We start from the raw sequence: 13,525 nt of genomic DNA, 5'->3' as shown, positions 1-13,525 counted from the left end.
TGATACATATTATTCCATATAAATAGCGGTTAAAGCTAGAAATAGAAATGTATATTCCTATGTTCAACGGGAAATGGTTAAACGATTGCAAACAAGCTGAATATACCAATTACAAAGAATACAGCAAGTGTCTTTATAATGGTAATAACAAAAATGTCTTTATATGCCTGGCGATGTGTGAGTCCAGTAACAGCTAGAAGAGTTATTATAGCTCCGTTATGTGGCAAAGTATCAAATCCACCTGCTGACATAGAAATGACACGATGTAAAACTTCCAACGGAATGTCAAAATGAGCAGCAGTTTGTATATACGTATCCGCCATTAAACTCAACGTAATGCTCATGCCACCAGATCCTGATCCAGTAATGCCACACAAAACATTTGTCATGATCGCCCCATTAATTAAAGGATTCGAAAACATTCCAGTGAGATAATCCTGTACCACAGTAAAGCCGGGTAAAGCTGCAATCACACCTCCAAAGCCATATTCGGTTGCCGTATTCATGGTTGCTAGCAATGCCCCACTAATGCCTATATTAATACTCGTATTGAAATTTAATTTAACAGCTTTAAAGTTTAATAAGACGATGGCTATTATTCCGAGAATAAGAGCCATCTCTACAGACCAGACACCAATAACTTTAGACATATCGACAATACCATAATCTTTTAACCCAATCGTAGCAAAATCGAATCCTTTGGCATACCAAAGAGGAAAAGACTCAGTAAAAAACTTATTCATCACTCCGACTAACACCAACGGAATAAAAGCAAGCCAGTCTTTTCTATTTATAGCTTTTTCAGAATCGATTCCCAACTTGTTAGTCGTTTCCACTGATATAGCAGAACTGGCTGCCATTTCTGCTTCAGCGGCTTCCTTATCAATAGCTTTATCACCAATTCCAAAATACCCTTCACCGTTTCTAGCTGCCTTATGTCGACAATGATTTAAGTATAAAAGGCTCAACGAAATGATGAATATTGCCCCAATGATCCCCAATGTCGGTGCAGCATAGATGTCAGTTTTAAAGAATCCCGTCGGAATGACATTCTGAATTTGTGGAGAACCTGGAAGTGAATCCATGGAAAAGGTAAATGCACTAACTGCGATTGTCGCAGGAATTAATCGCTTTGGAATATTAGCTTCGCGAAACAGCTGAGCAGCAAATGGATAGATGGCAAACACTGCAACAAACAAACTAACTCCGCTATATGTCAGGATTGCGCCCATTATCACAATGGCTAGAATGGCTTGTTTAGCTCCGATAAAACGGACAATAATTTTAGCTATGCTTTTTGCAACACCACTTATTTCAACCAATTTCCCAAAAATAGCACCTAGTAGAAAAACCGGAAAATATAATTTAACAAATTCGACTAACTTAACCATAAATATATTAGAGAAGAAAGGTAAAACATGTCCAGGATCCGTTAAAAATACAGCAAACAAAGCGCACAATGGTGCAAAAAGTATAACGGAAAATCCTCGATATGCTAGAAACATGAGTAATCCTAGTGAAATAATAATGATCAATACATCCAATTCGACTTCCCCCTTTTTTCTTAAAATATAATATGTGATCATTTGTTGCTGGTTTGAATGCTTTGCCCCAAGACTTATTGGCATTTTAGGACAGTTTTCCGGTGCACATTTAGTTAATAACTCTAATTAATTTCCCGAGTAAATCCACTGTTCCTATTAAACGATTTTGTTTATTAACAAAGATGAGTTACTTTAGAATTTGCCATTTTTCCAATCCCAGCTTCAGAACCTTTTTCAACATTGGGCTTGTCTGGTTTAGTCATGAGGGATTACTGATCAATGAAGTTTGGATCTCTTTTATTGATAAAGGCTTCAACTCCTTCCTTTACGTCCTTAGTCTGGAAAACATGACCAAAATTTTCAGCTTCAACCAGAAGTCCATCTTCAAGTGTTTGTTCATAACCAAAATCAATAGAATGCTTTGCAAAAGTTAAAGATTGTAAAGAATAATTGCAAATACATTTTGCCATTTCCTTTGCTTTTTCTAAAGATTCGCCCTTTGGCACAACATGATTAACAAGCCCTATTTGTTTGGCATCTTCTGCATTCAGTGGTTCTCCAGTAAAGATCATTTCTTTTGCTTTGGCTTTACCTATCAGTCTAGGAAGTCTTTGAGTTCCCCCTGCACCTGGAAACAATCCCAATTTAATTTCAGGAAGACCAATCCTAATATGTTCCTCCGCAATTCGAATATCACAACTTAAGGCAAGTTCACATCCTCCACCTAGTGCTAACCCGTTGATTGCAGCAATAGTTGGTCGAGATAACCGTTCAATTTTATTAAGTGGTTCCTGAAGCCAAAGTGATTTCCCCTTTCCTTCCTCCACTCCTTTTCCAATCCATTCCGGAAATTCTTTAATATCTCCTCCAGCAACAAAAGCTCTTTCGCCTTCACCGGTAAGTATAATGACCTTAATATTGTAATCGCTTTCAATTTCATCCACCACAAGATTCAATTGTTCTATTACATCTGCGCTCAATACATTAACAGGTGGATTATCAATAATAATCGTTGCAATATTACTCTGTTTTGACCATGAAACAACTTGATCCTTATTCTTCATCAGCTTTCCTCCTAAACCTAAAGTGTACATGTGGGTTCCAAATGCTCTGGCATATTTAAAAAACGTGAATCAGTGGGTGCCCCAGATATTTATGAGAGAATCCTTTGTGGTTGTGTGACTTTTAAAACAAAGTGAAATAATGTATTCACAAAACCTTTTTCACCCCTCCATAAACCCCTTATTTATCCATTCCACTAAATTGTTTACGAAGAATAAACTTTTGAACCTTCCCGGATGGGGTACGTGGTATTTCATCAACAAATGTGACCTTTCTAGGTTTTTTGTAGCTAGCAAGATGTTCCTTACAATAATTAACAACATCTTCCTCCGTCAGTTTGGCTCCTTCTTTTTTAACAATAACAGCACATACAGCCTCAATATATTTGGGATCAGGAATACCGATTATTGAAACTTCCTTCACTTCCTCATGGCGGTATAAGACATCTTCAATTTCCGCTGAGTAAATGTTTTCACCACCGCTCCGAATCATATCTTTTTTTCTGCCTGCAATTGATAGATACCCATCATGATCGAATTTTCCCATGTCTCCTGTTTTACACCACCCATTCACAAATGTTTCCATAGTGGCATCTGGTTTCCTCCAATACCCCTCAGACACCGCTGGACTTTTAATAGCAATTTCACCAATTTCACCAACTGGCAAAGGCGTTCCCTCTTCATCGATAATATTTATTTCTGTAAGTGGCATCGGCTTTCCAACGGTATGGCTTTTTGTAAAAGCATCCTTTGGTTCAAGCGAAGCCGCAATTGGCTGTCCTTCAGTTAACCCGTAAACTTGAACAACTCCAATTTGAGGATACCTCTTTTTTAATTGTTCCAGTGCCCATGGCATAAGCGGGTCACCACCTGTATAAATAGTCTTTAAAGATTTAAGCTGATACTTTTCAATTTCAGGCAAATTTAGCATTTCATAAATCATGAAAGGGAATAAAAAAGAATCGGTCACATTTTCCTCTTCAATAACAGAAAGAATTCTTCCAATCTCGAATTCTTGGCTTTTTGTAATTATTACCCTTCCACCCATCAGTAGAATGGGAAGTGCAATATCTTCCATCGCTCCAACATGGTATAGTGGCCCTGTCGTCATCGCAACTTCTCGCCCTGTAAATTTCCATTTCAGAGCTTGTATCGTGGAAAACCAGAAAGTTGTATCATGAGTCCAAATCGCACCTTTAGGTCTTCCCGTTGTTCCTGATGTGTACATAAGCATAACTGGATCGTTTAATTTAATATTATCGACTTTGACCTCATCTACCGAACCACTTTCTAAAACACTCCATGACTCAGACCACCCTGGAGCTGAGCCATTTCTATGAGGAAGACAAAAATAACGCTCAACAGAAACATGATTACGAACTGATTCCAGCTGATTGGCTAAATTAGAATGGAAGCACAATATTTTTGTCTGTGAATCATTTAATGCATACTCAAGCTCAGCACTTGAAAGCCTAAAATTAAGTCGAACTGCAATTGCACCGATTTTCGCAATGGCAAAATATAGACTAAAATATTCGAGACAGTTGTATAGTAAAATACCGACACGATCCCCTTTTCGCACTCCAATTTCGTAAAGCTTGTTTGCATACGCATTTGATATAAGGTGGAGATCCATGTACGTCATCGACTTCCCTACTTCTTCTTTTATTGCTATTTTTTTAGGATTTATATTATTTAAATCATTCGCCATTTTTCTTGTGATAAAACCGACATCCAATGAAATCCCTCCTTTTTAATTAAAAAAATACAGACAAAATTTAGGCTGCAATGCCGCTAAATTCAATAATGTTCAAATCAATTCTCAAACTTTCTAAACGGGGCCCTCTTACATGCCATTATTTTGACCACTCATCTTTATCGTTTTCTTTCCTCCTTTCTTCTAATTTTAAATGCAAGATTCATTCCAAAACGGAAAAAACCCTTACTGACTTACTGTCCTTAATAATCGAGGAAAACCCAATAAACTTATTTTCCGATTTTTCGGAAAATAACCAAAAAAAATCAACTGAAGTAAGATCAGCTGATTTTTCATTCATTAATTTTCATAATTTATAGCCTTGTTTCTCCTTTAATGTGAACTCTATCAACATTAATACGGAAATTAAAAAATAAATCCGGGATTTCGGAATGAATTCTGAAATCCCGGATTTATTTTTATTGGTCAGAAATCTGATATTTTCTAATTTTATCGTAAAGGGTAGAATTCCCTATTCCAAGAGCTTCCGCAACCCTTTTTTTATCAAACTTAAACCTCCTTAACGCTCTTTCGATTTCCTTCTTTTCTGTTTCCTCTACACAATCCTTTAAACTTAATTCTTTCATATGCACCTTATGAAGTTTTAGATAATCAGGTAAAGCATCCTTTCCCATTACCTCTTCATTTGATAGGTGAACACCTGCTTCAATCACATTCTCTAGTTCTCTGATATTCCCTGGCCAGTTATGGCGCTCTATTAATGAAATCACCTCTGGGTGTATGGAGGTTACTCGTTTTCCTATTCGAGCTGTGATTTTTTTAAAAAAATAATCTACAAGTACAGGGATATCTTCAATTCTATCTCTTAAAGGAGGAACAAATAATTGGACAGCATTAATTCTATAAAATAAGTCTTCACGAAATAGCTTTTCTTCAACCAATTTTTCTAAAGGGCGATTTGTTGCAGCAATCACTCGTACATTTAGTTTTTTTGGGTAAAGCGAACCTACAGGCTCAAACTCTTTCTCCTGAAGGACCCTTAATAACTTGACTTGCATTTGCTGAGGCATATCACCAATTTCGTCTAGGAAAACCGTCCCACCATCAGCAAATTGAAACTTTCCTATTTTACCTCCCTTTTTTGCCCCTGTAAAGGCACCTTCTTCATATCCGAAAAGTTCAGATTCTAGCAAGTGTTCCGGAATTGAACTACAATTTATTTTCACAAGCGGCTTGTCGCTTCTTCCACTTAACTGATGAATGCTATGTGCTATTATTTCCTTGCCTGTACCGCTTTCTCCTCTAATTAGTACAGAGATATCACCTCTAGCCAACCTTTTCACACGTTCTTTTAACTGTTGTATTTCTTGAGAAGTTCCAATTAAGTTGTGTAAGGAATACTTTACTCCATTTGTAACATCTATTTCATTTCTGTAAAAATTATTTTTTGTCAGTATCTCCTTAATGTGACTATTCATTTTATTCCAGTCATCAAGATCACGAAACATTATTGTCCCGATTGCACCAATTATTTCATTATTTTCGATGATAGGAATGCGATTTGCAATAACAAAATCACCACGAATAAAATGTATATCAGCGATTTCCGATTTACCTATTTGCACTACAAGGTGTAGCCTTGTATTTTCAATTATATTCGTCACATGTTCACCAATCACTGTGTCGCGTTCAACATTTAAAAATTCACAATATTTATTGCTAATGTATTGAATTTTCCCATTACTATCGACAATTACAATTCCATAATATGTACTTTCAAACACTATATCTAATAGTTTATTATTGGAGAATTGTCCAGTATTCATCTTAAGCTCCTTTACATAGAATTCTTTACCATATAATACCACGCATTTCAAATGCCGTTTCAATGATTTTTTTATTCATGCGTATTTTTGATCAAGTGACATCCTTGGCGATTTCCTTAATTGATTTTTCATGGGCATGATCAATCACGTGAACAAACAAAGCATCCCCCAGATGGAGGATGCTTTGTTTGTACTATTTTAAGATTCGTTCAATAGGCAACAAGGTCCCTAAGTGCCTTTTCCACTTTTTCAGGATTCACCATGAAGGATTTCTCCAATGATGGTGAATATGGCATCGCTGGGACATCCGGGCCCGCGAGTCTCATGATTGGGGCATCCAGATCGAAGAGGCAGTTTTCTGCAATGATCGCCGATACTTCACTAATGATGCTTCCTTCCTTATTATCTTCAGTAACCAATAGGACTTTTCCTGTTTTAGATGCAGCTTCCATAATGGCTTCCTGATCTAATGGATAAACGGTTCGTAAATCAAGAATATGAACGGAAATGCCATCACTGGCCAGCCTTTCAGCTGCCTGAAGCGCAAAATGAACACAAAGGCCGTAAGTGATCACTGTAACGTCCTCGCCTTCACGTTTTACATCCGCTTTCCCAATCGGTAAAACATAATCATCATTCGGCACTTCTTCTTTAATAAGGCGATAGGCACGTTTATGTTCAAAGAAAAGGACTGGATCTTCATCGCGAATGGCTGCTTTCAATAAACCTTTCACGTCGTAGGGTGTAGAGGGCATGACAATTTTAAGTCCCGGTTGATTGGCAAAAATGGCTTCAACGGATTGTGAATGGTATAACGCCCCATGTACACCCCCGCCGTATGGAGCTCTGATGACGATAGGGCAATGCCAGTCATTATTGGAGCGATAGCGGATTTTTGCAGCTTCCGAAATGATTTGGTTGATTGCGGGCATGATAAAATCAGCGAATTGCATTTCCGCAATCGGCCTCATTCCATACATGGCCGCGCCGATACCAACTCCTGCGATTGCGGATTCAGCAAGCGGCGTATCAATGACACGCTGTTCCCCGAATTGTTCGTATAACCCTGTAGTCGCTTTAAACACTCCGCCTTTTACCCCTACGTCCTCACCTAATACAAATACACGGGGATCACGTTCCATTTCTTCCCTCATCGCCATTATCACGGCATCTATATAAGATATCACTGCCATCTTCTTTCCTCCTTACTTACCTGCGTAAACGTAATTTGAGAGCGTGTCTTCACTTGCAAATGGAGCATTTTCCGCATAGTCAGTCGCTTCGTTCACAATTTCCATTATTTCCTCGTTCATTTGTTTCTCCGTTTGATCATCCATGATTCCTGCTTCTTTTAAATAGGCACCGAAAGTGATGATCGAATCTATTTTTTTTGCCTCCGCCACTTCATCAGGCGACCTGTATTGACTATCATCATCATCGCTCGAGTGTGGTGTAAGCCTGTATGAAACCGTTTCGATTAAGCTTGGTCCTTCACCACGCCTGCCTCTCTCTGCCGCTTCTTTCACCACCCGGTATACTTCGATCGGGTCATTTCCATCAACCGTCACCCCTGGCATGCCATAACCAATCGCCCGGTCCGACACTTTCCCGCAAGCCAATTGCTTTTCAATCGGTACGGAGATGGCATACTGATTATTCTCGCACATCAAGATAACCGGAAGTTTATGTACACCTGCGAAATTCGCTCCTTCATGGAAATCACCCTGGTTTGATGACCCCTCTCCGAATGTAACGAATGAAACAATATCTTTTCCTTCCATTTTTGCAGCGAGTGCAATCCCCACTGCATGTGGGACTTGAGTGGTAACTGGCGAAGATCCCGTCACGATGCGATTCTTTTTTTGCCCAAAATGCCCAGGCATTTGACGCCCGCCCGAATTTGGATCTTCCGCTTTTGCAAAACTGGATAACATTAAATCCCTTGCGGTCATCCCAAACGCAAGCACCACACCGAGATCGCGGTAATAAGGAAGGACATAATCCGTTTCACGATTCAATGCAAATGCAGCTCCCACTTGAGCTGCTTCTTGCCCTTGACAAGAAACGACAAAAGGAATTTTTCCAGATCTGTTCAACAGCCACATCCGTTCATCTATACGTCTTGCCAATAACATTATTCTATACATCTCAAGCACCTGCTCATCACTGAGACCTGCCTGTAGATGACGGTTTTCAACCATATGTCATCATCCCTCCTAATAATCAATACATTTTTCTGTTAAAACAAACTTTATATCCGGTATTTATCTAAGGAAGAAAAATCGCGTTTATGTATGCATGCTTGCCATCTAACACCCTCAAATGCGTTATCATCTAGTATTATTACCTGGTACTAACTCAATGCAATATTATCCTACCACTTTTTATCTCAAATTTCCAACTAATTTCACTCTGTTAAAAGGACATTTTTATGTCTATTGAATCAAGTATATGGAAAAGTGGGTTTTCTCACGCGATGATGAATTGCCTAGACAATTCAGATTTTCGCTGAAGAAACAAAGCTTATTTTTATGTACGACCAAGGTCTAGATAAACACCGAAATTATGTGATCGTTTTTTTGTTGACTAAGCGGAAAAATAGCTGTAAATTAAAGTGATTCATAAAATTAAATGTTCGAAATGGAACAGTTCAAAACAGAAAGAATGGTGATGTTGAGTGGAGAATGAAAAACAATTAATGCGTTCCGTACAACTATTGCGTTCATTTTGGAGCGTGCAGAAAAATATCATGCGTTTCGTTCAAAAGACAGCCGCGGAAAATGGATTAACAGTTCCTCAATATTCCATTTTGATGACCATTACCCTTTACAAAGAAACCACTCAAAAAAATGTGGGGGAGAAAACATTTCTTCCAAAAAGCACCTTGAGCCAAGCGGTCGATGGTCTCGTTCGGGCAGGCATGCTCCACCGTGAGCATGTGGAGGGCAACCGGCGTGAGATTCAGTTGTCAATCACCGATCAGGGGAAAAATTTATTAAAAACGATTCATTTTCACGAAGGAAGCATTCACCAAGTCTTTCAAACGGCCATTGAAATGCTTTCCGACGAACAGTTTGAAGGGTTGCTAGAAACGCATCTTCAAATTACAAACTTTTTAGAAGCGCAAGCTACCGAACAGGGAGAGTGTTCAAAATGATAAAAATACTGAAAAATTTATCCGTTTATAAGTGGATTATTTCAGCAGTTATCGGTCTGGTTTTTATTCAATCCATGTCGGACCTCTTTTTGCCTACACTAATGGCTGATATTATTGACAAAGGCGTCGTTCGAGGAGACATTCCATACATTTGGGAAATCGGTGGTTTGATGCTGTTGGTTTCCGCACTTGGCGCTTGTGCATCCATAATCGCAAGCTACTATTCTTCCAAAGCGGCAATGGGAATGGGACGCGATCTCCGCCTGAAAGTCTTTAATCATGTTGAAAAATTTTCGTTACAAGAATTTGATGAAGTCGGTACGGCGTCATTGATTACACGGACGACCAATGATATAACGCAAGTCCAGCAAGTGGTTATCATGATGCTTCGTATGGTAATCAGTGCACCTATCATGTTAATCGGCGGAGTGATAATGGCTGTATCCATGGATGCAAGATTATCACTTGTCATTGTTGTCACAATGCCTTTATTGATTGGGTCGATCTTGCTTATTCTATATAAAGGTGTACCACTCTTTCAAACGGTGCAAAAACGATTAGATCGGTTGAACCTTGTATTACGAGAAAATTTAACTGGTATTCGCGTCATTCGAGCTTTCAATCGTGAAACACAAGAGAAAGAACGTCTAAAGAAAGCGAATAAAGAATTGACGGATGTTTCGATCAAAGTCAATAAAATCATGGCCTTCATGATGCCTGTAATGATGCTTGTAATGAACTTGACGGTAGTTGGCATCATTTGGTTTGGTGGAGTTCGTATTGATAACGGCGGTATGCAGATCGGGGACCTAATGGCCTTTATCCAATATGTTATGCAAATTATGTTCGCTCTCGTTATGGCTTCCATGATGTTCGTTATGGTACCACGAGCGGCCGTGTCGGCAACAAGGATAAACGAAGTCCTTGACATGAAACCTTCATTCCTGGATGAGGGTACAGAAAAGGCAGATCGTGAATACGGTACACTTGAATTTGAACATGTGACGTTCAGTTACCCAGGAGCAGAAGAACCTGCATTATCGGATATTAGTTTCTCTGCAAGTCCTGGTGAAATCACCGCAATAATCGGTGGAACAGGCTCAGGGAAAACAACGCTCGTCAATTTGATCCCCCGCTTCTATGATATTTCAAGCGGAACGATTCGCGTCAATGGTGTTGATATTCGTAAGTCTTCACAAGATGAAGTTCGTTCAAAAATTGGCTTTGTACCACAAAAGGCTGTCCTCTTTACAGGTACGATCGCTGAAAACATTCGCTTTGGAAAACAAACAGCCACACAAGATGAAGTCGAGCGTGCTGCTCGGATCGCGCAAGCGGAAGATTTTATCAGCAACATGAAAGACGGCTATCAGGCAGAAATCGAACAAGGCGGTTCAAACCTATCAGGCGGGCAAAAACAACGGCTTTCGATTGCACGGGCACTCATTCGGAAACCCGATATTTATATATTCGATGATAGTTTTTCTGCACTTGACTTCAAGACGGATGCCAAACTTCGCGCAGCCCTGAAAGATGAAACGAAAAATTCGACGGTACTGCTCGTTGCCCAGCGTGTCAGTACGGTGGTTGACGCTGATCGAATCATTGTGTTAGACGAAGGACACATTGTAGGTATGGGCACACACCAAGAGTTGCTAAGTACAAACGACATATACCGTGAAATCGCCTTATCACAGCTCACGGAGGAGGAAATTGCATGAGTAATCAAAAAAAACCTCAAAGCGGCGGTCATGTTGGGCATGGTCCTGGTGGCGGTAACATGATGATGATGGGTCAAAAAGCTAAAGATTTTAAAGGAACACTAAGACGTCTTTTGACCTATTTAAAACCTCGGCGCAACAAATTGATTGCCGTGTTCTTTGCTGCAATCATGAGTACGATTTTTATGATTGTCGGACCAAAAATCATGGGAACGGCAATTACGGAATTATTCGAAGGAGCGTACGGAAAATTCCAAGGGATACCAGGAGCAGCCATTAACTTTGATAAAATTGGTCATATCCTTCTGCTCCTTGCTGGACTGTATGCCTTAAGCAGCCTTTTCAACTATGTACAACAATACATTATGTCAAGTGTTGCACAAGACACGGTATATGATCTTCGAGAAGATGTTAACGAAAAGCTCGAGAAACTTCCACTCAAATATTTTGAAGGACGTCCAAACGGAGAAACACTTAGCCGAATGACAAATGATATTGATACAATCGGGAGCACCCTTCAGCAAAGCTTAACGCAGTTCATCACATCAATCGTAACGATTTTGGGGATTATCATCATGATGCTTTCAATTAGCCCGTTATTGACATTAATCTCGATAGTCAGTTTACCTTTATCAATATTTGCAATCCGGCCTATTTTGAAAAAATCCCAAAAGTACTTTGCCGATCAACAACGTAAACTCGGACAATTAAATGGGCACATTGAAGAGATGTATACCGGCCATCAAGTCGTTAAAGCATTCGGACATGAAAAAAAGGCGAGTGCCCAGTTTACTGCGGTTAATGAAGAATTGTATAAAGCGGGAAGCAGAGCACAGTTTATATCTGGTATCATCATGCCGCTGATGTTCTTTATCGGAAATTTGAGCTATGTCCTCATCAGCGTTGTCGGCGGAATATTGGTAACGCAACGTTCGATTTCAATTGGTGATATTCAAGCGTTCATCACTTATTCAAAGCAGTTCACCCAGCCAATCACACAAACGGCTAACATCGCAAACATTATTCAGTCGACGGTTGCAGCAGCTGAGCGTGTTTTTGAACTACTTGATGAAGAAGAGGAAATGAAAGAACAAACCACAGCTAATATAAAAAGGGCAATTGGTGCTGTCTCTTTCGAACATGTGGACTTTGGATATGGGGAAGAAATGTTAATTAAAGATATGAACATCGATGTCATGTCTGGACAGACGGTCGCAATCGTTGGACCGACTGGTGCTGGAAAAACGACCATGATAAATCTCTTGATGAGATTTTATGAACTAAATGGCGGAAAGATTAATATTGATGGTCTTGATACAAGGAGTATGTCCCGTAGTGATCTTCGAAAGAACTTTGGGATGGTGCTTCAAGATACATGGCTCTTTAATGGCACGATTAAAGAAAATATCGCTTATGGCAAGAATGGAGCAACTGATGAAGAAATTTTCGCAGCTGCTCGTACGGCACATGCCGACCATTTCATTCGGACACTGCCAGATGGCTATGAGACAGTCTTAAACGAAGAAGCTTCGAACATCTCCCAAGGCCAAAAGCAGCTTTTGACAATCGCCCGAGCTGTTCTAGCAGATCCACCAATCATGATATTGGATGAAGCGACGTCTAGTGTGGACACTCGGACTGAAGTCTTTATCCAAAAAGCCATGAACCGACTGATGGAAGGAAGAACTAGCTTTGTCATTGCCCATCGTCTCTCAACGATTAAGGATGCAGATTTGATTCTTGTTATGGATCAAGGAAAAGTGATAGAGAAGGGAACCCATTCAGACCTTTTGAGGCTGAATGGTTTCTACGCAGATCTTTACAATAGTCAGTTTACTGAAAATGCAGCTGGATAATAAGAAAGAGGCTCAATTTCCAATCGGAATCGAGCCTCTCTTTATAAATTTTCTATCCACAAACATTCCATGGAGGCTCACACCAATTAGGCATCCATAAATCAGCGATAACTTATAAGCTGTATCAATATCCCCTTTTATTTCCCTTTTTAACAAATTCCCAATCTACCTCAATATTTTTTCTGACCCTTTGAAGAAGATGCAACATCGTTTCCGTTTCCTCCAAAGAAAACCCAGATAATGCAACCTTGTCGGTATACTCCCCTTCTTTTTTCAAAAAGGGATAGACCTTTTCACCTTTATCAGTAGCATATAACTTTTTAATTTTTTTGTTGCCCTCATCATTTTTCTTTTCAATAAAACCTTGAATTTCAAGTTTTTTAATGGCACGAGCCGCTGTCGTTCGGTCAACCTTTATCATTTCTGCTAACTTTTCCTGAATGATTCCTGGATTTTCACATATTCGGACAAGATACAAATACTGCCCTTTTGTAAGGTCAAATTCTTTAAATTCAATATTACTTATAGAGTCCAATGCCCTTGCTATCATTCCAATTTCACGGAGTATTTCTTTCATTCAAAGTGCCCCTAACTTTTTTGTTGTATTTACAACAAAAATAATTTCGTTTATACTAAAAAAGGA

The 13,525-nt window shown here is 39.3% G+C and carries 10 protein-coding genes; 3 read left to right on the top strand and 7 right to left on the bottom strand.

The window, feature by feature from the left end; translation table 11 throughout:
- Positions 1-77 precede the first annotated feature (77 nt).
- The 6 genes from QNH43_RS11715 to QNH43_RS11690 form a co-directional block, all read right to left on the bottom strand.
- Positions 78-1,544, bottom strand: coding sequence for a GntP family permease (locus tag QNH43_RS11715; protein WP_283917956.1), 1,467 nt, complete (start codon positions 1,542-1,544; stop codon positions 78-80).
- Positions 1,545-1,813: 269 nt separating this feature from the next.
- The gene (locus QNH43_RS11710) at positions 1,814-2,608 is read right to left on the bottom strand and encodes an enoyl-CoA hydratase/isomerase family protein (RefSeq protein WP_283917955.1); all 795 of its coding nucleotides are present in this window, start codon (positions 2,606-2,608) and stop codon (positions 1,814-1,816) included.
- A 178-nt stretch (positions 2,609-2,786) separates the two neighbouring features.
- On the bottom strand, positions 2,787-4,343 hold the full coding sequence (locus QNH43_RS11705) for an acyl-CoA synthetase (RefSeq protein ID WP_283917954.1): 1,557 nt from the start codon (positions 4,341-4,343) through the stop codon (positions 2,787-2,789).
- A 437-nt stretch (positions 4,344-4,780) separates the two neighbouring features.
- On the bottom strand, positions 4,781-6,148 hold the full coding sequence (locus QNH43_RS11700) for a sigma-54 interaction domain-containing protein (protein WP_283917953.1): 1,368 nt from the start codon (positions 6,146-6,148) through the stop codon (positions 4,781-4,783).
- A 209-nt stretch (positions 6,149-6,357) separates the two neighbouring features.
- Positions 6,358-7,341, bottom strand: a complete 984-nt coding sequence (locus QNH43_RS11695) for an alpha-ketoacid dehydrogenase subunit beta (RefSeq protein ID WP_076368985.1) — start codon at positions 7,339-7,341, stop codon at positions 6,358-6,360.
- Between the two features lie 12 nt (positions 7,342-7,353).
- Positions 7,354-8,349: a thiamine pyrophosphate-dependent dehydrogenase E1 component subunit alpha gene (locus QNH43_RS11690; protein ID WP_283917952.1), complete on the bottom strand. Its 996-nt coding sequence runs from the start codon at positions 8,347-8,349 to the stop codon at positions 7,354-7,356.
- Positions 8,350-8,825: 476 nt separating this feature from the next.
- Between QNH43_RS11690 and QNH43_RS11685 the strand changes: the two genes are divergently transcribed.
- Genes QNH43_RS11685 through QNH43_RS11675 form a run of 3 tightly spaced genes read left to right on the top strand, consistent with a single transcriptional unit; the run spans position 8,826 to position 12,882 of the window.
- The gene (locus QNH43_RS11685; protein ID WP_283917951.1) at positions 8,826-9,305 is read left to right on the top strand and encodes a MarR family winged helix-turn-helix transcriptional regulator; all 480 of its coding nucleotides are present in this window, start codon (positions 8,826-8,828) and stop codon (positions 9,303-9,305) included.
- Complete coding sequence (locus QNH43_RS11680) at positions 9,302-11,026, top strand: ABC transporter ATP-binding protein (RefSeq protein ID WP_283917950.1); 1,725 nt, start codon at positions 9,302-9,304, stop codon at positions 11,024-11,026. Before QNH43_RS11685 ends, QNH43_RS11680 begins: the two co-directional genes overlap by 4 nt.
- Complete coding sequence (locus QNH43_RS11675) at positions 11,023-12,882, top strand: ABC transporter ATP-binding protein (RefSeq protein ID WP_283917949.1); 1,860 nt, start codon at positions 11,023-11,025, stop codon at positions 12,880-12,882. Before QNH43_RS11680 ends, QNH43_RS11675 begins: the two co-directional genes overlap by 4 nt.
- 124 nt (positions 12,883-13,006) lie before the next feature.
- On the opposite strand, the gene QNH43_RS11670 is transcribed toward QNH43_RS11675, so the two are convergent.
- Positions 13,007-13,459, bottom strand: coding sequence for a MarR family winged helix-turn-helix transcriptional regulator (locus tag QNH43_RS11670; protein WP_076368980.1), 453 nt, complete (start codon positions 13,457-13,459; stop codon positions 13,007-13,009).
- Between the last annotated feature and the right edge of the window lie 66 nt (positions 13,460-13,525).

The organism is Peribacillus simplex (assembly GCF_030123325.1).
Classification (GTDB): Bacteria; Bacillota; Bacilli; order Bacillales; family DSM-1321; genus Peribacillus; species Peribacillus simplex_D.
The sequence above is the reverse complement of the archived record's forward strand: the minus strand, read 5'-3'. Positions and strand labels throughout refer to the sequence as shown.